Origin of the sequence: Kitasatospora sp. NPDC097643 (assembly GCF_040302625.1) — a bacterium.
Taxonomy (GTDB): domain Bacteria; phylum Actinomycetota; class Actinomycetes; order Streptomycetales; family Streptomycetaceae; genus Kitasatospora.
Window position 1 is genome coordinate 1 of the sequence record NZ_JBEOSA010000077.1, and the last position, 21,052, is coordinate 21,052.

The following is a 21,052-nucleotide window of genomic DNA, read 5'->3' on the forward strand; positions in this document are numbered from 1 at the left end:
TCCTTCACCGCCGCCGGGTCGAGGTCGAGGACGGCGACCCGCGCGCCGCGCTCGGCGAGCAGCGACGCGGCGGCCAGGCCGATCCCGGACGCGCCGCCGGTGACCAGGGCGGTCAGGCCGTGGAGGTCGGTGGTCATCGCTGCTCCTCCCTCGTGGCGGCGGAAAGGTCGGCGGAACGGTCGCCGGCCAGGTCGGCGGCCCAGAACGCGCCGTCGGGGTAACGGTAGCTGTCGATGCTCGCCCGGTGCATGGCGGCGGAGAACCCGGGCGCGGTGGGTGCCAGGTAGTGGCCGTCCCCGATCCTCACCGGGTCGAGGAAGTGCTGGTGCAGGTGGTCGACGTACTCGATGACGCGGTTCTCGGTGGTCCCGGAGAGCGCGACGTAGTCGAACATCGACAGGTGCTGCACCAGCTCGCACAGCCCCACCCCGCCCGCGTGCGGGCAGACCGGCACGCCGAACTTCGCGGCGAGCAGCAGGATCGCCAGGTTCTCGTTGACCCCGGCCACCCGCGCGGAGTCCAACTGGAGGACGTCGATGGCGCCGGCCTGGAGCAGCTGCTTGAAGACGATCCGGTTCTGCACGTGCTCGCCGGTGGCGACCTTGACCGGGTGGACGCCGCGGCGGACGGCGGCGTGCCCGAGGATGTCGTCCGGGCTGGTGGGCTCCTCGATCCAGTACGGGTCGAACTCCGCGAGCGCCTTCGTCCACTCGATCGCCTCGGCGACGTCCCAGCGCTGGTTGCTGTCGATCGCGATCCGGATGTCCGGCCCGACGGCCGCGCGGGCGGCCCGGCAGCGGCGGATGTCGTCGGCCAGGTCCGCGCCGACCTTGAGCTTGATCTGGGTGAAGCCCTCGGCCACCGCCTCCTTCGCCAGGCGGGTGAGCTTCTCGTCGGAGTAGCCGAGCCACCCGGGCGAGGTCGTGTAGGCCGGGTAGCCGCGCTGCATCAGCCGGGCGGCCCGGTCGTCGGCCCCCTGCTTGCCCTGGCGCAGCAGCTCCAGCGCCTCCTCGGGGGTCAGCGCGTCGCTGAGGTAGCGGAAGTCGACCTGGGAGACGAGCCATGCGGGGTCGGCGTCGGCGAGCAGCTGCCACAGCGGCTTGCCCTCGCGCTTGGCCGCCAGGTCCCAGACGGCGTTGACGACGGCACCGATGGCCATGTGCATCACGCCCTTCTCCGGCCCGAGCCAGCGCAGCTGGCTGTCGCCGATCAGGTCGCGGTAGAGCGAGCCCGGGTCCGCGCACAGCTCGGCGACCGGCCGTCCGACGACGTGCTCGCGCAGCGCGTCGATGGCGGCCACCTGGACGTCGTTGCCGCGCCCGATGGTGAAGGTGAAGCCATGGCCCTCGGGCCCGCCCGCCGAGGTGCGCAGCACGACGTAGGCGGCGGAGTAGTCGGGGTCCGGGTTCATCGCGTCGGAGCCGTCCAGCTCCCGCGAGGTGGGGAAGCGGATGTCGTAGGTGTCGATGGCGGTGATCCGCGCCGTGGTGGTGGACAACTCGTTCCCTCTCAGGCGTTGACGAAGGTCTGGCGCTGGACGCCGAGGCGGTCGATGGACAGCTCGACGGTGTCGCCTTCGCGCAGGTAGGGGGTGCCGGGCAGGCCGAGGGCCACTCCGGCGGGGGTGCCGGTGTTGATCACGTCACCCGGGCGCAGCACCATGTACTGGCTCAGGTACCAGACCAGGTGGTGGACGTCGAAGATCATGTTCTTGGTGTCGCCGTCCTGCCGGACCTCGCCGTTGACGGCCAGTTGCAGGCCCAGCGCCTGCGGGTCCCCGGCCTCGTCGGGCGTCACCAGCCAGGGCCCGAGCGGGTTGAAGCTCTCGCAGGACTTGCCCAGGTCCCACTGCGCGGAGTACTCCAGCTGGAACTCCCGCTCGGAGACGTCGTTGCTGATCGCGTAGCCGGCGATGTGTGCGGCCGCCTCGGCCGGGCTGTCCAGGTAGCGGGCCTCGCACCCGATGACGACGGCGAGCTCCACCTCCCAGTCGGTCTTCGTCGAACCGCGCGGGATCAGCACCTGGTCGTACGGCCCCACCACGGTGGACGGGTCCTTCATGAAGACCACCGGCCGCTCGGGGACGGCCGCGCCGGTCTCCGCCGCGTGGTCGCGGTAGTTGAGGCCGATGCACACCACCTTCCCCGGCCGCGCGACCGGAGCCCCCACCCGCAGGCCGTCGACCTCCACCACGGACAGCGCCCCGCTCGCGAGCGCCTCCCGCACCCGCTCGATCCCGCCCGAGGCCAGGAACGCCCCGTCGATCTCCTCGGTCACCCCCGACAGCCCGTACGCCCGCCCGTCCTCGGCGAGCACGACGGGGATCTCCGCCCCGGGCTCGCCGATCCGCATCAGCTTCATGTCCACCTCCGGTCGATGAGCACCGACTCCAGCACCGATGACCTCAGACATCGGATGAATCGATTGCGCCCCTGACCATACGGTCCGGCGCCACCGCAGCACAAGAAGTCATCCGATGCCCTCTCCCCGCGCCAGAGCTCCTGGCACTTGTCGAGAGCCCGAAGCAACCCTATGCTTCACAGCGACCAGTCATCCGATGTTTCCCCGACCGGGATGTACTGGTTCCCCGGCAGGTGTCGGCGGCCACCAGGGCTGAGGGTCCCTACCGGCCGCCGACACCGAGCCGCCGCGGCAGCTCTCGTCCGGAGGGTCGGCGGCCCCTCCGGACGGGGTGTCCGGAAGGGCCCCCGAGGTCAGGGGGTCATAACGTCAGCGGGTCAGCGGGTCAGCCGATCGACCACTGCTGCAACGGCGAGCCGGTGTCGGGCTGCTGCGTCACCAGGGCGCCCTCGGCCGTCGACGCCGTGGAGAGCAGGAGTCCGCTCGCGGCCGAGGCGACGGTGTAGGAGCCGTTGGCCAGCAGCTTGACGTTCCACCGCTGGTTGGTGCCCCCGCTGCACGGCCACTGGATCACCGCTGCGCCGGCGGTGGTGGATCCGCCGCTGACGTCGGCGCACATACCGGACTTGCCGTTGACGAGGGTGTAGGAGCCGTCCGGCTGCCGGAGGAACTGCCACAGCTGGTTGCTGCTGCCGCTGGCGGTCCAGGTGATCATCTGGTTCCCGGCGTCCACGCTGCCGTTGGCGTCGTCGAGCGCCTTGCCGCCGGTGATCAGCGAGTGGCTCCCGCTGAAGGCCGGGGTGACCGTCCAGGTGAGGGTGGCCGAGCTGGTCGCGGTCCCGGACGAGGCGGTGAGGGTGACCTTGCCGATCCCACCGGTGGTGGGAGTGCCGGAGACCAGGCCGGAGGCGCTGATCGACAGTCCGGCGGGCAGGCCGGTCGCCGAGAACGTCAGCGGCTTGCCGGCGTTGTCGGTCGCGGTCAGCTGGAGGGAGACCGCCGCGCCGGTGGTGCCGGCCTGGTCGCCGGGGCTGGTGAGGACGACGGTCTCGGGGGCGGTACCGGTCGGGGTGAAGCTCAGGGTCTGCTCGGCGGCGGTGCGTCCGCCGCCGACCGTGCCGCCGCCGGTGTCGGTCCAGGTCCGGCCGGGCGTGGTCTCGGCCAGCCGGCCGGAGGTGGCGGACATGCCGATCGCCAGGCCGCTGTAGCGGTTGACCAGCCGGAAGGTGCCCGGGGTGGAGGTGTTGGGGAGGATCCACCACTGCTGTCCGACGCTCGCGCCGCCGCTGCCGACCGTTGTGACGGTGGGGCTGGTGCCCCACGCCCGGTTGGCGGTGGAGGTCGAGTCGACGCCCAGCAGCCGGCCGCTGGCGGAGTTGACGATGCGGTAGGAGCCGTCGCCGTTGGCCAGGAACGTCCACGACTCCCGGGCCGAGCCGGTGGGGGATGCCGTCGAGGTGGTCGCCGAGCTGTTGGGGGCCGCCTGGGTCAGGACCCGGCCGTTGCCGTTGCCGATCCGGTACGTCCTGGTGAGGTCGAGCGGCGCGGCGGGGGTCGTCGAGTCCACGGTGACGTTGGCGTACTCGCCGCCGGAGGACGCGCACGCGATCGAGCAGTAGGACCGGAAGGTCCTGCCGACGACGGTGGAGTCGGTGCGGTTGCCGTTGTCCAGGAACCAGCGGTACCAGGAGCCGGAGGTGTAGCTGCCGGTGTCACCGGCCAGGGTCCACTTCTGGGTGGCGAGGTCGTCGGTGACGTAGAAGCGCTGCGGTGCGGTGCCGGAGACGACCTCGGGTTCGCCGATGTACTTGCCCAGGTGGGCGTCGTAGGCAATGTTCATGATGAACAGGTCGGACTTGGCGGGGAGTTTTCCTGCGGCGACCTGCTGGTCGACGGTGCCGGTGTTGGCCGGGTCGTAGTCGTCGGCGATCGGGGTCCAGCCGTTGGGGTTGGTCGACGTGGCCGGCACCATGTTGCTCTCCAAACCGCCGACGCCGGGCTGGGTCCAGGTGCCGCCGTACCACTTCTGCCACGAGTTGCCGGCCATCTTGGCGGAGATCGGGGCCCGTGCGACGTGCGCCAGACCGCCGTTGCTGCCTCCCACGCCGCCCTTGGGGATGATCCGGGAGCCGTAGTAGACGTAGAAGTAGCCGGAGGCGGTGTCGACGAACAGCCGGGGGTCGCCGTCGCCGTAGTCGTACGTCTGGTTGGGGAAGGCGGTGCTGTCGCCGCGGGTGGTGCTGTAGGGCGACGTGATCGCGTGGCCCTGGATGGTCCAGGTCCGGCCCTGGTCGGTGGAGACGGCGTAGTCGATCGCGTCGTAGTGCAGGCCGTCGCCGAAGGGTTGCGGGGTGAACTCGTTGTGGACCAGGCCGTACCAGTTGCCGGTGTCGGGGTCGACCCAGGTGCCGACCAGGTCGCAGAAGTTCTTCTGCGAGTAGCCGGAGCCGGCGGGTGCGGCGGTGGCCGCCAGGCCGGTGGGGCTGTTGTTGCAGCGCCAGGTGGTGTCGTTGTTCCGGTCGCTGCCGTTGGCCGGGTTGACCGCGTCGCTGACCGGCGACCTGGTGGCGGAGTCGAGGTCGGTGCCGGAGTAGAAGGACCAGGTCCGCGACTCGGTCGCGCCGTACAGGGCGACCGACTGCTGGAACCAGAACGTTCCGTCCTTGTCGATGTACGTGGCGGCCGGGGTGTCGGTCGGGTACGCGTAGGAGCCGGTCGACCCGACGGACACGGTGTAGGTGGGGGTGACGGCCGAGGCCGGCGGGGACACCAGCGCCGGACCGGCAACGGTGACGAGCGCGGCGGCCAGCAGCGCTGCGGTGGATCTTCTTCCAGGAGCTGACACGAGTACTCCTCATGGGGTGGGGGCCGAGGTGCGCGTCCCGCGCACCTCGGATGGTCGGCCCCCCGGAGTGGGGTCCGGGGGGCCGGGTCTCAGCCTTCCGACATGCGGAAGTCGTAGTGGGGCGGTACGGGTTGGCCCGGGTGGACGGCCAGCCACAGGGTGTCGAGCGAGACCTCGCCCTCGCGCATGTTGTCCACCCGGATCCCCTCGGCCAGGAGCTGCCGGACGCGGTCGTCGTCACCGAGCGCGTGCGCGGCCTTCGCCTCGGACAGTCGGATCCGGCCGTTGCCGCGGACCGCGGCGGGCAGCGCCTCGACGACGGCGAGGGCGTCCTTCGAGCGGTCGGCCCGCAGGAGCGCGTCGAGCACCTCGGTGGTCAACTCCCGCAGGTCGGGGCGCAGGAGGTGGGCCTCGGCCATCAGGTCCGCCGCTTGGTGCGGCGTGTCGGCCAGGAAGGCCAGCGCCCGCAGGGCCCACGGTGACCGCTGCTCGGCGAGCGAGCGCTGCCACGCCCGGCGTGCCGCGTCGGGTTCGCCGTCCGCGAGCCGGATCAGGCCGAGGTGGTAGAGGGCGTGCCAGTCGCTCGCGCTCTCCTCCAGCAGCGCGCGCCAGTGTGCGCCGGTGACGGGGGCGGCCGGCGGATCGCTGATCGGCAGGCTGCCGGTGGCGAGCAGGTGCTGCCAGGGCTCCTGTTCGGCGCCGGGCGCGCCGAACGGCAGCAGGGGCGACGGGGCGAACCGGCCCGCCTCGATCTCCAGGGCGGCCCAGCCGCTCCCCTGCGCCAGGACCTGCTCCGGTGCGCCGAACTCGCCGGCCAGGGCCAGCGCGCGGTCCAGCTGCTCGGCCGGGACCAGCAGGTCGAGGGCGTCGGCGGCGGCCGACCGGGCTTCGTCCCAGGGACCGTGCACGGCAGCGGGATCGGCTTCGAGCATCCCGTAGGCCTCGACCCAGGACCAGGTCGCACCGGCGGGCATGGGGAGGTGCTCCAGCTGGGTGCGGGCGAGTCCGGCCTGGATCTCCAGGTACGCGGAGTCCGGGCCGGACAGCCACTCCTGCCAGTGCTTCCCGCCGGTGCCCGTGCCCCAGCAGAAGAGCTTGCGCCCGCGCAACCGGTCGGTGGACGTCTGGACCAGGCCGGTGCCGGTCCCGTCCAGGGCCGCAATCCAGCGGCGCTCGCCGGCCGGGACGTCGAGGAAGTAGTCGGCGGCGCCGGCGGCCCGGCCGGGGTAGCTGCGGTCGTCGCCCTCGACGACCGGGAACTCCACCCGCTTCAGGTCGCTGACGTAGTCGCAGTGGAAGGCGTGGTCGGCCGGGGCGAGCACCCGTACCTGCGCGTGCTCCGGCGCGGCGATGTTCGACCACCAGTAGACCGGGGTCTCCTCGGCCGACGGATTGTGGATGCCGACGTGGACGTACAGCACCGGGGAGCCGGCGGGCAGCCAGGTGTCCATCCGCAGGACCAGGCCGCGCAGGCGCTCGTAGGCGAACATCCGCAGCACCGGGGTGCCGTCCGGCGCGCTCGCCCGCACCGCGTGGAGCGGCTCGCAGGTCAGCGGCCAGTGGCCGGTGGTGCCGAGGTTCCACTCCACACCGCCGGCCAGCCAGGCGTCGCGCAGCGCGAGGTTGGCCGGTTGCAGGATTGGGTTGCGGTGGAGCAGTTCACGGCCGGTCGGCCGGTGGACCAGCGACCAGAGGCGGCCGCCGTACCCGGGCAGGAAGGTGGCGGTGAGGACGTCGTTCTCCAGCACCTCGGTGGGCAGTTCGCGCTCCGTGCGGGTGCGGTCGTAGTCGTCCTGCCGGGTGTAGGGCAGCAGCGAGTGCGGCGCCCCGTAGGAGAGGTTGCGACGCATCTCGTCGTCGATGCCGACGCCGTCCGCGGTGTACAGGGAGATGCCGTGCAGGATGGGAAGGGTGCCGACCGGGTCGGCGGCTCCCTCGATCCGCAGGACGTCGGTGCGCAGTGTCGAGGTCATTTGCCGATTCCCACGGTCATGCCCTGGATGATCCGCGTTCCCAGCCAGGAGAAGAGCGCGATCATCGGGGCGAGGATGATGCAGACTCCGGCGAACATCGTGCCGTAGTCCATTCCGTTGAGCTGCGCGGCGGCGACGAACTGGGAGAGTGCCACCGGCAGGGTGATCTGGTCCTGGCTGTGCGTCAGGACCAGGGCGAACAGCGTCTCGTTCCAGGAGCTGATGAACTGCAGCAGGAACGCGGTGATCAGCCCGCCGCGGGCGACCGGGAGCACGACCTGCACGAAGGTCCGGAAGGGCCCGGCGCCGTCCAGGGCCGCGGCCTCCTCCAGCACCGTCGGGATCCCGCTGAAGAATCCCGTCAGCATGAAGACGGTGAAGGGCATGGCCAGTCCGATGTAGACCAGGATCAGGCCGAACTGACTGTCCGTCAGGTTCGCCTGGGCCAGACCCACGAACAGCGGCACCACCAGTACCTGCCCGGGGACGCCGAGGCCCATCGCGAAGGACACCGTCAGCGCGGAGGAGACCCGCGAGCGGCGGCGTGCCAGCGCGTAGGCGCAGGGTGCCGCGACGGCGACGGCGAGGAGGGAGGAGACCACCGCGACGACGACGCTGTTGAGCGCCGCGGGCCCGAATCCGCCGTCGTCGAAGGCCCTGGCGTAGTTGTCGAACCGGGGCGGTGCCGGCAGCGCGAACGCCTGCTTGAGGATGTCCGAGCTGCCGCGCAGCGACGTCAGCGCGATCCAGAGGATCAGCAGGAGGTCCGCGGCCACCACGCACCAGACCAGCGTCGTGGCGATCAGTCTCACCGGGCCGGCCGACCCGCGTTGGGTTTGCACGAGCTGTGACCTTTCTCAGTACTCGAGGGGCTCGCGGCGCATCAGCCGGCGCAGCACCAGCGTCACCACGGTGACCATCAGCAGGCTGACGATCGCGGCCGCCGTGGCCATCCCGAGCCGCGGCGTCGTGGCCTGGGGGAACGCCTCCGTGTACACGTACAGGGCGGTGTTCCAGCTGTCGGCCGGCGGGTAGGTGCTGCTGGTGCCGCCGAACAGCAGGATCAGCTCGAAGATCTTCACCGAGCTGACCGTCCACAGCACCGCGCACACCGAGATGACGTCCCACGCGCAGGGCAGGGTCACGTGGCGGAAGCGCTGGAAGGCGTTCGCGCCGTCGAGTTCGGCCGCCTCGTAGAGGTACTGCGGGATCTGGTCGACGGCGGCCATGATGATGGAGGTGTAGTAGCCGGTCGCCGTCCAGATCAGCGTGGACAGGATCATCGGCAGCAGGTTGTCCGTCGACAGCCACTTCGGCGGCGTGGTGACCCCGAGCAGGTGCAGCGCCTGGTTGACCGGTCCGGTCGGCGAGAACAGGAAGCCCGCCGCGATGCCGAAGACCATGCCGTTGACCAGGCAGGGGAAGAACAGCACGGACCTGGCGAACAGCCTGGCCCGCATCTCGCGCAGCACCAGGGTCAGCGCGAAGCTGATGGCGAAGGTGACCGCGCCGCCGATGACCATCAGTTTCAGGGTGTTGACCAGCGCGGTCCGGAAGAACGGGTCCTGGAAGAGCAGTTGGTAGTTGCGCAGGCCGCGCCACTGCATCGGCCCCATGCCGTCCCACTTGTAGAGGCTGGTCCAGATCGCGTATCCGACCGGGGCGAGGAACAGCACACCGTAGGCGAGGAGGGCGGGGGCGGCGAACGGCCAGAACATCCGGCGCTGCCGGGCCTGCGGACCGGCGCCGCGGCGGGCCGAGGCCCGCGCGGCTGCCCGGACCGGGTCCGTCCGCGGGCTGTCACGGAGCAGAGCGGGCACGGCTCAGCCCTGGGTCTTCCAGTAGGTGGCCTGGTCGGCCTTGCACTTCGCGACGAACTGCTCGGCGCTGGTCTTGCCGTGCCACAGGTCCAGGTAGTTCTTGTAGAGGACCTTCGGCGACCAGTCGCCGGCCACCCCATCGAAGGCCAGGCGGACGGTCGCGCCGCTCAACGCCTTCTGGGCGTCGGCGAGTTCGGCCGGGGCCGGGACGTCCTCGCGCGGGGTGATGTTGAGCGCGGTGGTCGCGATGCCGGAGATCTGCTTCTTCTGCAGGAAGAAGGCGATGAATTTCTCGGCCGCCTCCGCGTGCTTGGCCTTCTTCGGGATCGAGAAGCCGAACAGCGCGGCGTCCGGGGTCTTCGCGCCGGGCGGCAGGATCGAGCCGAACTTCCAGCCGGCCGGGATCTGCTTGGCGACCTCGGAGGTGACCCAGCTGCCGTTCATGTAGAACGCCGCCTTGCCGGCCGTCCAGTTGGTCTCCTGCGCCGGGTACTTGGTCGCGTCGTAGCCGGGGATGAGGTAGCCGCCCTTGACCAGCTGCTCGACCTGCTGCGCCGCCTTCAGCACCGCGGGGTCGTCCCACAGCGCACCGGACGTGTCCGCGGAGAGCTTGCGGACGTCGATGCCGCCCGCGTTCAGCAGGTAGTCGAAGTACAGGCTGTTGGTCCAGGGGTCCTCGCCCTCGGAGGCGACACAGGGCTTGTTCCTGGCCTTGAGCGCGTCACAGACCTTGAGCAGGCCCGCCCAGTCGGCGGGGGCCTCGGGCAGTGCGGCGGCGACGTCCGGGTCGGCCGCGTTGTAGTAGATACCGGTGGTGGCGACCTCGTAGGGGATGACGTAGTGGTTGGACCCGGCCGGGTCCTTCGGCAGCATCTCGAAGTACTTGGCCGGGATGACCTGGGAGACCGGGACGTTCTCACCGGGGACCTGCATGGACAGCACCGAGGACAGATCGCGGGCCTGGCCGGCCGAGGCGACGGCACCGAAGATCGCGTCGTTGGCCTGGTCCCAGACGTCGGGCGCCTGGTTCGCGGCGATCGCCGGGCCGATCTTCTTCGAGACGTCGCGGCCGGCCCAGGTGACCTCGACCTTGGTGCCGGTCGAGGCGGTGAAGTCGGCGATCGCGGCCTTCAGCACCTGCGCCTGCGGCTCGTCGGCCCGCCACATCGACCAGTAGGTGAAGCTCGCCCCGGCCTTGGCGTCGCCGCCGGAGCCGCTGCTGCACGCGCTGACCCCGAGGGCGAGCGCGGTGGCGGCTGCGGCTCCCACGACGCGGGTGACGGCGGGCACGGTGGATCTACGCATGGGGGTGTTGTCCTCTCGGGGGGCGCGACGGCCGCACGGACTCACGGCGGACGTCGGGGAGGAGGCAGCGAGGCTCCGGACCTGGACCCGCTGGATGGTTGGGAACCGTATAGCCCACTTGACCGGTAAAACAAGGGACCGGGCAAACATTCGTGGATCGATCGAGGTTTGACCCGCCGCCTCCGACTCCTAGCTGCAAGTCACTGCCGATCAGAACGGCTTGACTCCCCCGGGCCTCGAGTCTTACGTTCGAGACATCATTATTGACCGGTCAAATTCGGGGGCACTGATGGTGACGATGCAGGACGTGGCCGAACGGGCCGGCGTCACGAAGCAGACGGTCTCGAACGTCATCAGCGGCCGGGTGGCGGTCCGTCCCGCGACCGCGGCCCGGGTCCGCGCCGCGATCGCGGAACTCGGGTACACGCCCAACCTGGTGGCCCGCTCGCTGGCGACCGGCAGCACCAGGACGGTGGGGCTGTTCGTGCCCACCGTGGCCGGGGAGTTCTACTCCGGGGTCGTCGAGGCGGTGGAGGACGTCCTGGAGGAGCACGGCTACCACCTGTTGCTGTGCACCACCCGCCTGGACGGTGAGCGCGCCCGCCGGCACCTCGCCAGTCTCACCAGCCGCGCGGTCGACGCACTGCTGATCGCCGGGGACCGCGACCTGATCGACCACCTGCCGCTGCTGGCCGACGCCCGGTTCCCAGTCGCCCTGTGCGCCTGGGAGAGCGATGCGCCGGACGCCTTCCCGGTGGTCACCATCGACTACGAGCACGCGGGCTTCCTGGCCGGACGCCACCTGCGCGAGCTCGGCCACGAGCGGGTGGCCGTCCTGGCCAGCCCCGCCCACGCCCCCCGTCTGGCCGGGTTCCGGCGGGCCTTCGCCGCCGACGGTCTGACCGTCCCCAACAGCGCGGTCCACCTGGCGACCGAGCCGACCGCCGCGGGCGGCTTCGCCGCGGCGAACCAGGCGTTCGCCGCGGACCCCGGGCTGACCGCGGTCTTCGCCACCCACGACATCCTCGCCCTCGGCGCCCTGGAGGCGGCCCGGGCCACCGGCCGCTCCGTGCCGGGGGACCTGTCCATCGTCGGCCACGACGACAACCCCGAGGTCCGGCTCACCCGGCCGCCGCTCACCAGCGTCGCCATCCCCAAGCAGGAGATGGCCCGCCTGGCGGTCGAACTGCTGCTGCGCGCCGTCGCCAAGTCGGGCACCGTGGTCAACTCGCTCCAGCTGCTGCGGCCCGAGCTGGTCGTCCGGGACAGCACCTGCCCGCCCGGGACGACCGCGGTCTGACCCGTCGCAACTCCCCACAGCGCGGCATCCGTTCGTTCCGAAAGGACACCCCAGTTGTCGATCGACCACGCCCCCGCCCCGGACCGCCTGTGGTACCGGCAACCGGCCGCCTCCTTCCTGGAGGCGCTGCCGCTGGGCAACGGGCGGCTCGGCGCGATGTTCCACGGTGGCGGAGCCGACGGACGTGCGGGAGAAACCGTCCACCTCAACGCCGACACCCTGTGGTCCGGCGGCCCCGGTCCGCACGACCGCGCGGGCTCGGCCGCCCACCTGGAGGCGCTGCGCGCGGCCGTCCTCACCGATCGCGACTACGCCGCCGCGGAGGAACTGGCCCGGCGCATGCAGGGCCCCTACCTGGAGGCCTACCAGCCGCTCGCCACGCTCGACCTGGCCTTCGCCGACAGCCGGGCGAACGACTACATGCGCGCGCTGGACCTGGACAGCGCGATCCACCGGGTCGTGCACCGGACCGGAGGGACGGAGATCGTCCGCGAGTCCTTCCTGTCGGCGCCGGCGGGCGTGCTCGTCACCCGGATCACCTCCACCGGCGGCGGGCCGATCGACCTCAGCGCGCGGCTGCACACACCGCACCCGGACGCCCGACACACCGGCACGGCCCCGGGCCGGTGCGTGCTCTCGGGCCGAGCACCCGCACACGTCGCCTTCGGCGAGGCGAACCCCGCGCGCTACAGCCCGGACGAGGGCATGGGCTTCGCGGCCGGGCTCCGCGTGCTCGCCACCGGCGGCGAACTCCGGTACGCCGACGGCACGGTGACGGTCACCGGGGCCGACGAGGTGCTCCTCCTCCTCGCGGCCGAAACCGGCTACCGCGGCCACGCCGAACACCCCGTCGGCCCGGAGGACGGACCGATCGCCGAGGTCCACCGAGTGCTGGACGCCGCCGCGGCCCAGCCCTACGAGCGGCTGCTCGCCGACCACGTCGCCGATCACCGGCAGCTGTACCGCAGCGCGGGACTGCGCCTGGGACACCACGGGCCCGCAGCGGACCTGCCCACCGACGAACGGCTCGCCGCGGTGCGGGCCGGCCAGGACGACCCGGCACTCGCGGCCCTCCTGTTCGCCTACGGCCGCTACCTGCTGATCTCCTCCTCCCGTCCGGGCAGCCAGCCCGCCAACCTGCAAGGCATCTGGAACACCGAGGTCGCCCCGCCGTGGCACTCCAACTGGACGACCAACATCAACCTGCAGATGAACTACTGGCACGCCGAGACCACCGGCCTCGCCTCCTGCCACGAACCGCTCCTCGACCTGATCGCGGACCTCGCGGAGACCGGCGCCCACACGGCGGCCACCTACTACGGCACCCACGGCTGGACCGTCCACCACAACGTCGACCTGTGGCGCAGCACCAACCCGGTGGCCGGTTCACCGGTCTGGGCGAACTGGCCGATGGCGGGCGTCTGGCTGTGCGCGCACCTGTGGGAGCGACACCTCTTCGACGGCGACCCCGCCTTCCTGGCCGAGCGCGCCTACCCGCTGATGCGGGGTGCGGCCCGGTTCCTGCTCGACTTCCTCACCGAGGACGGTGAGCGCCGACTGGTCACCTGCCCGTCCACCTCGCCCGAGCACCGTTTCCGGCTGCCCGACGGCGATCTGGTCGCGGTGTCCGCCGGCGCCACCATGGACTACTGGCTCGCCGCCGAACTCTTCGCCCACACCGCCGCGGCCGCCCGTCTCCTGGGGGTCGACCGCACCTTCGCCGACACCCTCGACGCGGCCCGCGCCCGGCTGCGCCCGCCGCGCACCGACGATCGGGGGCGCCTGCTCGAATGGTGGGAGGACCTCCCCGAGGAGGACCCCGGCCACCGGCACCTGTCCCACCTCTACGGCCTGTACCCCGGCTGCGCCATCGACCCGCTCACCGCACCCGCACTCACCGGACCGGCGCGGCTGGCCCTCGCCCGCCGGCTGGAGCACGGCGGCGGAAGCACCGGCTGGAGCCGGGCCTGGGTCTGCGCACTCGCCGCCCGGCTGGGCGACGCGGACCTCGCCCACGACAGCGTCCGGGCGTCGCTGGCGGAGTTCACCGCACCCAATCTCCTCGGCCTGCACCCGCCGGACATCTTCCAGATCGACGGGAACTTCGGGATCACGGCCGCGATCACCGAGATGCTGATGCAGAGCCACAACGGAATCCTGCGCCTGCTGCCCGCGCTGCCGTCGTCCTGGCCCACCGGCTCGGTCACGGGTCTTCGCGCCAGGGGCGGCGTCGGCGTCGACCTCACCTGGGACGCCGGACTCCTGGTCGAAGCCGAGCTGGCCGTGACCCGCACTCGCACCCTCACCGTTCAGCTACCGGCCGGCACCTCGGGACCGGCGGTGACCGACCACTCCGGGACCGCCGTCGAGGCCACGCTCGTCCAGACCGGGCCCGGACCGCAGCTGAGGATCAAGGCCCGGGCGGGTACGACGTACCGCCTGACCGCCGTTCGTTGACCGCCATCGGCTGACCGCCATCCGCTGACTCGGCCGGGAGCGCCGGGCTACTGTCTCCCCATGCGACCTCCGCTGCTGCACCGGCGCTGTCCCGAACTGGCCGACTCGCTGCCGTTCCTGCGGCTGGGCGGGGCACCCACGCCGGTGCGGGCGCTACCCGGGCTGGGCACCCGGGCCGAGCTGTGGCTCAAGGACGAGAGCGGGTACGGCGACGGCGGTTGGGGCGGCAACAAGGTCCGCAAGCTGGAGTGGCTGCTGCCGGAGGCCCGCCGCCGCGGCGCGAGGACCGTCCTCACCGTCGGCGGCCTCGGCACCAACTGGGGCCTCGCCGCCGCCTGTTACGCACGGGAGCACGGGCTGGACGTCGCCCTCGGCCTGATCGACCACCCGGTCGACGAGCACGTGCGGGCCCAGCTGGAACGGCTGCACGCCTCCGGCGCGACCCTGCACTTCCTGCACACCAGGACCAGGCTGATCCTGGCCGCACCCTGGCTCTTCGCCCGGCACACCCACGGCCGCACCCCGCCGTACTACCTCCCGGCCGGCGGCTCCTCGCCACTCGGCGCGCTCGGCGCCGTCGAGATCGCCCTGGAGCTGGGCGGACAGGTCGAAGCCGGGGAACTGCCGGAACCGGCGTGGCTGGTGACCGCCGTCGGCTCCGGCGGCACGGCCGCGGGGCTGGCCCTCGGGCTGCGCCTCGCCGGGCTGCGCACCCGCGTCCTCGGCGTCGTGGTCAACGACACCCTGCGGCTGGACACCCGCTCCCTCCTCGCACTGGCCCGCCGCTCCGCCGCCCTGCTCCGGGCCCGGGGCGCCGACCTGAGCGGCGCCGAGCCCGCCCCCGACGCGATCCGCGTCGAGACGGCCTGGCTGGGGGACGGCTACGCCCACCCCACCCGGGCCGGCGACCGGGCCCTCGCACGCGCCACCGCGCAGGCCGACCTGACCCTGGAACGCACCTACACCGCCAAGGCGCTCGCCGCCCTGCTCGACCTGGACGCGACCGGCCGCCTGGACGGCGGCCCGGTGGTCTTCCTGCACACCCACGGACCGCGCTGACGCGGCCTCACGGCGCAGGCCGGGTCGGCTTCCTGCGCCACCACGGAGCAGCGGGGAGCACGGGGAGTGTCATCGCCGCCGCGCGGACGCGGCCGTCACAACCCCGGCCGGGTCAGCGACGCAGACAGGCGGAGGTTCCAGCGGGCGGCGCGGCCGGTCAGTTCGGTGGTGGAGAGCGGCGGTACGTCGAGCCGCCAGAAGGCCTGTTCGGGCGCGCCGAGGGCGTGCAGGGCGGCGGCCCGGATCACGTCCGGCTCGGCGACGACGAGCAGACGTCCGGTCAGTTCGGCGGCGCCGTCCAGCCATTCAGCCACCCGGGCGCACAACTGCCGTACGGATTCGCCACCGTGCGGGGCGGCGGCCGGGTCGGTGAGCCAGGCCAGCACCGCCTCGGGTTCCTCGGCGGACACCTCGTCGAGCGTCCGGCCGCGCCAGCGGCCCATCGCGCAGCCGCGCAGCGCGGGGGCCTCCTCGGCGGCGGCGAGCCCGAGGGCGTCGGCGGTCTGGCGGCAGCGGGTGGACGGCGAGACGAGGGCACGGTCGGCGGCCGGAAGGGCCGGTGCGGCCGCCTGGGCGGAGCGCAGGCCGCCCTCGTCCAGCGGGCCGTCATCGTCGAAGCGGGCCTGCCGCAGGGCGGCCCCGATCGCCGGAGAGATGAAGATCACCCGAACCGTCACACACATCCCCTTCGCACACTCGCCATCCCCTTGCCCGTTCGGCCCACGGCCCGAAGGCCTGCCGAGGACGCGCCCGTCCCGCCCCGCCCCGAGCCGATCCACCGGCGCACACCCTCGGCTGAGTCCACCCACGGCGAGACGGAAGTCCGGTGGGAATCCGGCACGGTCGCGCCACTGTATGCCGACAACCGGCCGCCTCGTGCGGCGGCGGGCAGGTCGGCAGGTCAGACCCGATGGCCGGCCGCGCTGCTGTGGGGCTTCCGGCTCGCCTCGGTCGGCATCCAGGCCGCGCTCTGGACGGCCTTCGGGCAGGTCTTCGGCGCTCTGGCCCAGCGGCTCCTGGTCCCGCCGACCGCAGCCGTCGACACCGCGACTGCCGAGGAGCCGGCCCCGGCCGCCACGGTCTGATCCCCGCTCAGCACCGGTTCGACCCCGCCGCAGGCGCGCCGGCGGGGTCGACTGCTGTCCCGGCCCGGCCCGGCGATCGTCCGGCCTCTGGTTCAGCAAGTCCGGCGGGCGTACGGTGAGGACATGGCCGTGGACCCTCCGGGCCCGCCCGGCACCGCCGGGACAGGCGAGGTGCCACCGCGTCCGGGCGGCGAGTCAGGCCGCGTCCCCCACGTGCCCGGTGCGGGCCGCGTGGTGGGCTCGGCCGGAGTGGGCGGCGGGGTCGGTGTGGACGGTCGCGGCGGTCAGCCGGGGGACGGCGTGGACGAGGGCGTGTTCGGCGTCGACGGCGATGTCGTGGGCCTGGCCGACGGTGAGGGTGTCGTCGACGACGACGTCGGCCTCGGCGCGCAGGCGGTGGCCGATCCAGCGCATGCGGACCTGCCCGACCTCCAGGACGCCGTCCACCGCCCGGAGTCCGGCTTCGGCCGCATCGACGAGGACGGGGTCGACCGAGTCCATGATGCGCCGGTAGACCTCGCGGGCCGCGTCGCGCAGGACGGCCAGGATCGCGACGGTGATCAGCAGGCCGACGATCGGGTCGGCCAGCTGCCAGCCGAGCGCGGCTCCGCCCGCGCCGAGCAGGACGGCGAGCGAGGTGAAGCCGTCGGTGCGGGCGTGCAGGCCGTCGGCGGCCAGGGCGGCGGAGCCGATCCGGCGGCCGGTGGTGATGCGGTAGCGGGCGACCCACTCGTTGCCGAGGAAGCCGACGACGGCCGCCCCGGCGACCGCCCACAGGTGGGTGACGTCGCGCGGGTCGACCAGCCGTTGGACGGCCTCGTAGGCGGCCAGCGCCGCGGAGGCGGCGATGGTGAGGACGATGGCGATGCCGGCCAGGTCCTCTGCCCGGCCGTAGCCGTAGGTGTAGCGGCGGGAGGCGGCCCGGCGGCCGAGGACGAAGGCGATGCCCAGCGGGACGGCGGTCAGGGCGTCGGCGAAGTTGTGGATGGTGTCGCCGAGCAGGGCGATCGAGCCGGAGAGCGCGACCACCGCGAGCTGGATCAGGGCCGTCCCGCCGAGGATCGCCAGCGAGATCCACAGGGTCCGGATGCCCTCGGCGGTGGCCTCCATGGCGGAGTCGACCTTGTCGCCGCTGTCGTGCGAGTGCGGGGTGAGCAGGTGCGGGAGCCGGTGGCGCCACCGCGACGCCCGGGTGTCCGCGTGACCGTGCGGAGGGCCGTGGTCGTGTCCGTGGTCGAGCTCGCCCATGGCTGCCTCCCGGTGGTTCGGCGCGGCGGGCGGCCTACCACCACAACGTATCGTCGCGCGCCTGCTTGCGCACTGAACGAGCGGCCGATGCTGCCGGGCCTAGGATGTCGCCATGGCGAAAGGCGCAGAGGTTCCAGTTGCGACCAGTGGGCATCAGCGCTCCCCCGGCGAGAGCCAGCTGGCCGCAGCCGCGACGGTCTTCGCCCTGCTCGCCGACCCCACCCGACTGCATCTGTTGTGGCAGCTCACCCAGGGCGAGGCCGACGTGACCGCGCTGGCGAGCGCCTGCGGGGCGGCCCGCCCCGCGGTGAGCCAGCACCTGGCGAAGCTCCGCCTGGCCGGGCTGGTCGACACCCGACGGGACGGACGGCACGTGGTCTACGCCCTGCGGGACGGACACCTGCGCCGCCTGGTCACCGAGGCGCTGAGCCACGCCGACCACCTGGTCACCGGCGAGCCCTGGCACGCCTGACCCCTGCCGCGGCCCGGCTTGCGGGCCGCGGGAACAGCACGCCCTCACCCCGACCCGGGACCGGTCTCCGCGCAGCGCGTGCCGGGGGCCGGGCGTCATCCGGACATCCCACCATCAAACGTGTGCGCATGTGCGCACACGTCCGCTAGCCTGAGCGTGCTCCCGCCTCCGACCTCGAGGACGCGCCCGCATGCTCGCCGTACTGCGCAACCGCACCTACCGGCACCTGTTCACCGCCCAGGTCGTGGCCCTGGTCGGCACCGGCCTGGCCACCGTGGCGCTGAGCCTGCTCGCGTACAAGATCGCCGGCGACGACGCCTCCGCCGTCCTCGGCACCGCGCTGGCGATCAAGATGATCGCCTACGTCGGCATCGCCCCCGTGCTGGGCGCCGTAGCCGACCGAATACCGCGCCGGGCGGTCATGGTGGCGATGGACCTCGCCCGCGCCGGGGTCGCGCTCACCCTGCCGTTCGTCACCCAGGTGTGGCAGATCTACGTCCTGATCTTCCTGCTCCAGTCCGCCTCGGCCGCGTTCACCCCGACCTTAACCGCGACCGTCCCCGAGGTGCTCCCGGACGAACGCGACTACACCCAGGCCCTGTCGATGACCCGCATCGCCTACGACCTGGAAAGCCTGTTCAGTCCGGCCCTCGCCGCCGCCCTGCTGACCGTCGTCTCCTACCACTGGCTGTTCACCGGCACCGCGATCGGCTTCCTGGCCTCCGCCGCCCTGGTCGTCTCGGTCGTCCTGCCCAGGGCCAAGCCCGTCGAGCGCACCGGCGGCGTCTACGCCAAGGCCGCCTTCGGCACCCGCCTCTACTGGGCCACCCCGCGCCTGCTCGCCCTGCTCGCCCTGGACCTCGCGGTGGCCGCCGCCGGGGCCATCGTCTTCGTCGACACCGTCGTCATCGTCCAGGGGCACTTCCACAGGGCCGCCGGGTACGTCTCGCTCGCCCTCGGCGCCTACGGCGTCGGCTCCGTCCTGGCCGCCCTCGCCCTGCCCCGGCTGCTGCGCAGGCTCGGCGACCGCGCCGTCATGCTGCCCGCCGCCTACGCCCTGCCGCTGATCCTGGCCGGCGTCGCGGGCGTCACCGCCGCCTCGGCCGGCACCTGGACGTGGGTCGGGCTCCTGGTGGCCTGGGCCGCGATCGGTGCCGCCTGCTCCGCCGTCCTCACCCCCGGCGGGCGGGTGATCCGCCGCTCGGCCGCCGACGCCGACCTGCCCGCCGCCTTCGCCGCCCAGTTCTCCCTCTCGCACAGCTGCTGGCTGCTCACCTACCCGCTCGCCGGCTGGCTCGCCGCCGGCGCCGGACTGCCCGTCACCGCCGTCGTCCTCGGCGGTATCGCACTGGCCGCGACCCTCGCCGCCACCGCGATCTGGCCCCGCCGCGACCCGGCCCACCTCGGCCACGTCCACCACGACCTGCCCGCGGGCCACCCGCACCTCGCCGACGCCCACCGCACCCCGGACGGCTGGAACCACGGCCACGACTTCGTCATCGACCACCTGCACAACCACTGGCCCCGCCCGGTCGCGCGGGCCTGAGCCGCGGGCGGGCGGGGCACCGGCGCTGATCCGACCCACCGCCCCGATCACCGATCGCATCGGCGATGATGTGTCCGCCATGAGTCCCCAGCCCGCCGCCGGCGCCGAGCCCGGCCGAGCGCCGCAGCCGCGACCGCTGCCGGCCGGCCGCGCCGCACTGTTCGCCGGCGCCGGGACGGCCCTGGGGACGGCCGGGCACCACCTGGCCACCGACGCGCCGTTCCGCGCCGGGCCGGTGCTGCTCGGCGCGACCCTGCTGTTCGCCGCCGCGCTGCCCGCCGCCCGCCGGCCGCGGTCCCAGCCGTTCTGGCTGGCCTGGACGCTGGCCGCGCAGGGGCTCCTCCACCTCCTCCTGCCGGCGGCCCCGGCCGTGCACACCGCCGCCGGCCACGTCCACCACCTGGCCGCCGCCGGGACGCGACCGGCCGGCGGGCCGCACGGCGGGACGGCGATGACCGCCGCCCACCTGCTCGGCGCGCTGCTGGTCGCCGTCCTGGTCCACCGGGCCGACCGCGTCTGGTGGACCCTCCCGGCCACCCTCGCCCGCGCCGCCCGGCGGCTCTGCCACCGCACCGTCCGCCCCCTGAGCGCACTGCGGCCGGTCAGCGCGAAGCGGCGCCGGCCACACTTCGGCCCGCCGCCTGCCCTGCCGCGCGGCCGACTGCTCCTCGACGCCCTCCCCCGCAGGGGCCCTCCGGCCGGTCACGCCTTCGCCTGACCGTCCACGTCCCCGCTCCGTACGGCGCCGCCCTCGGCCCCGCCGGCGGACACCCCTGCTCCGGGAGCACTCATGAACCGCACCCGCACCGCCCTGCGTGCCGCCGTCGGCACCACCGTCCTGGCCGGCGCGCTCGCGCTCGCCACCCCGGCCTTCGCCCACGTCGAGGTCAAGGCCGACAACGCGCAGGCGCTCGCCACCAACGTCACCCTCGACTTCAGCGCCGAGGCCGAGTCCACCACCGCGGGCATCACCTCGGTGCGCGTCGTCCTCCCCGCCGGCATCGCCCCGGCCGACGTCGCCCTCGCCGAGGGCCCGGCCGGCTGGAAGCTCACCCCCGGCGAGGACGGCTACACGCTGGCCGGCCCCGCCCTCGCGACCGGCAAGGACCTCGACTACAAGATCACCGTCAAGCAGCTGCCGGACGCCAAGGAACTCGCCTTCAAGACCCTCGAGTCCTACAGCGACAACCACACCGACCGCTGGATCGAGATCCCCGAGAACGGCGCCAAGCCCGACAAACCCGCCCCGGTGCTCGCCCTCAAGCCCGCCGCCCCCGGCGCGACCCCGCTCGCCCCCAGCACCGCGCCCAGCACCGCGCCCACCACCGCGCCCACCACCCCGGCCGCCCCGGCCACCGCGACGGCCACGCCCTCGGTTGCCGCCACCACCTCGGCCGCCGCCCCGGCACCGGCCCCGACCACCACCGCCCCGGCCCAGGCCGCCGCCAAGAGCAGCGACGACAACTCCTCCACCACCCCGATCGTGGTCGGCGTCGTCGCCGTCCTCGCCCTCGCGGCCGGCGGCGCCCTGTGGTGGCGCCGCCGCAACACCGGCAACTGACCCCGGACAGACCGAGGCCC

18 protein-coding genes are annotated in these 21,052 nt (G+C 73.2%); 8 read left to right on the plus strand and 10 right to left on the minus strand.

Annotated features, from left to right (window positions below; translation table 11 throughout):
* From ABTY15_RS34050 to ABTY15_RS34085, 8 genes are all read right to left on the minus strand, one after another.
* The coding region (locus ABTY15_RS34050; RefSeq protein ID WP_350604518.1) for an SDR family NAD(P)-dependent oxidoreductase at positions 1–137 on the minus strand (137 nt) is incomplete at its 3' end.
* A complete protein-coding gene (locus tag ABTY15_RS34055) occupies positions 134–1,498 on the minus strand; it encodes an L-fuconate dehydratase (protein WP_350604453.1) in 1,365 nt (454 codons plus the stop codon). The genes ABTY15_RS34050 and ABTY15_RS34055, both read right to left, overlap by 4 nt.
* Before the next feature lie 11 nt (positions 1,499–1,509).
* Positions 1,510–2,361: a fumarylacetoacetate hydrolase family protein gene (locus ABTY15_RS34060; RefSeq protein ID WP_350604456.1), complete on the minus strand. Its 852-nt coding sequence runs from the start codon at positions 2,359–2,361 to the stop codon at positions 1,510–1,512.
* Between the two features lie 385 nt (positions 2,362–2,746).
* Entirely contained in the window at positions 2,747–5,206 is a 2,460-nt protein-coding gene (locus ABTY15_RS34065) for an RICIN domain-containing protein (protein WP_350604458.1), read from the minus strand.
* A gap of 89 nt (positions 5,207–5,295) precedes the next feature.
* On the minus strand, positions 5,296–7,179 hold the full coding sequence (locus ABTY15_RS34070) for a DUF5107 domain-containing protein (RefSeq protein ID WP_350604460.1): 1,884 nt from the start codon (positions 7,177–7,179) through the stop codon (positions 5,296–5,298).
* A complete protein-coding gene (locus tag ABTY15_RS34075) occupies positions 7,176–8,021 on the minus strand; it encodes a carbohydrate ABC transporter permease (protein WP_350604462.1) in 846 nt (281 codons plus the stop codon). Before ABTY15_RS34075 ends, ABTY15_RS34070 begins: the two co-directional genes overlap by 4 nt.
* 15 nt (positions 8,022–8,036) lie before the next feature.
* Positions 8,037–8,999 carry a carbohydrate ABC transporter permease gene (locus ABTY15_RS34080; protein ID WP_350604464.1) on the minus strand — a complete coding sequence of 321 codons (963 nt, stop codon included), beginning with the start codon at positions 8,997–8,999 and terminating at the stop codon, positions 8,037–8,039.
* Between the two features lie 3 nt (positions 9,000–9,002).
* Positions 9,003–10,304 (minus strand): ABC transporter substrate-binding protein, encoded by a 1,302-nt coding sequence (locus tag ABTY15_RS34085; RefSeq protein WP_350604466.1) that lies wholly within the window; start codon positions 10,302–10,304, stop codon positions 9,003–9,005.
* 289 nt (positions 10,305–10,593) lie between these two features.
* Between ABTY15_RS34085 and ABTY15_RS34090 the strand changes: the two genes are divergently transcribed.
* From ABTY15_RS34090 to ABTY15_RS34100, 3 genes are read left to right on the plus strand one after another with little or no spacing between them, the layout of a single operon-like run.
* Entirely contained in the window at positions 10,594–11,604 is a 1,011-nt protein-coding gene (locus ABTY15_RS34090) for a LacI family DNA-binding transcriptional regulator (protein WP_350604467.1), read from the plus strand.
* A 54-nt stretch (positions 11,605–11,658) separates the two neighbouring features.
* Positions 11,659–14,061, plus strand: a complete 2,403-nt coding sequence (locus ABTY15_RS34095) for a glycoside hydrolase family 95 protein (protein ID WP_350604469.1) — start codon at positions 11,659–11,661, stop codon at positions 14,059–14,061.
* 60 nt (positions 14,062–14,121) lie between these two features.
* The gene (locus ABTY15_RS34100; RefSeq protein WP_350604471.1) at positions 14,122–15,120 is read left to right on the plus strand and encodes a 1-aminocyclopropane-1-carboxylate deaminase/D-cysteine desulfhydrase; all 999 of its coding nucleotides are present in this window, start codon (positions 14,122–14,124) and stop codon (positions 15,118–15,120) included.
* Between the two features lie 95 nt (positions 15,121–15,215).
* Here ABTY15_RS34100 and ABTY15_RS34105 read toward each other — a convergent pair whose 3' ends face one another.
* Entirely contained in the window at positions 15,216–15,797 is a 582-nt protein-coding gene (locus ABTY15_RS34105; RefSeq protein ID WP_350604472.1) for a histidine phosphatase family protein, read from the minus strand.
* Positions 15,798–15,827: 30 nt separating this feature from the next.
* On the opposite strand from ABTY15_RS34105, the gene ABTY15_RS39915 reads away from it, so the two are divergent.
* Positions 15,828–16,205: a CbtA family protein gene (locus ABTY15_RS39915; RefSeq protein WP_502893655.1), complete on the plus strand. Its 378-nt coding sequence runs from the start codon at positions 15,828–15,830 to the stop codon at positions 16,203–16,205.
* 195 nt (positions 16,206–16,400) lie between these two features.
* Here the strand turns inward: ABTY15_RS39915 and ABTY15_RS34110 are convergent, their stop codons facing one another.
* A complete protein-coding gene (locus ABTY15_RS34110) occupies positions 16,401–17,453 on the minus strand; it encodes a cation diffusion facilitator family transporter (RefSeq protein ID WP_350604474.1) in 1,053 nt (350 codons plus the stop codon).
* A gap of 112 nt (positions 17,454–17,565) precedes the next feature.
* Between ABTY15_RS34110 and ABTY15_RS34115 the strand changes: the two genes are divergently transcribed.
* The 4 genes from ABTY15_RS34115 to ABTY15_RS34130 all read left to right on the plus strand — a co-directional run bounded on the left by ABTY15_RS34115 (position 17,566) and on the right by ABTY15_RS34130 (position 21,032).
* Positions 17,566–17,925, plus strand: a complete 360-nt coding sequence (locus ABTY15_RS34115; RefSeq protein WP_350604475.1) for an ArsR/SmtB family transcription factor — start codon at positions 17,566–17,568, stop codon at positions 17,923–17,925.
* A gap of 190 nt (positions 17,926–18,115) precedes the next feature.
* On the plus strand, positions 18,116–19,471 hold the full coding sequence (locus ABTY15_RS34120) for an MFS transporter (protein ID WP_350604477.1): 1,356 nt from the start codon (positions 18,116–18,118) through the stop codon (positions 19,469–19,471).
* Positions 19,472–19,550: 79 nt separating this feature from the next.
* The gene (locus ABTY15_RS34125) at positions 19,551–20,189 is read left to right on the plus strand and encodes a hypothetical protein (RefSeq protein WP_350604480.1); all 639 of its coding nucleotides are present in this window, start codon (positions 19,551–19,553) and stop codon (positions 20,187–20,189) included.
* Positions 20,190–20,261: 72 nt separating this feature from the next.
* The gene (locus tag ABTY15_RS34130) at positions 20,262–21,032 is read left to right on the plus strand and encodes a DUF1775 domain-containing protein (protein WP_350604482.1); all 771 of its coding nucleotides are present in this window, start codon (positions 20,262–20,264) and stop codon (positions 21,030–21,032) included.
* The last annotated feature ends 20 nt before the right edge of the window (positions 21,033–21,052 follow it).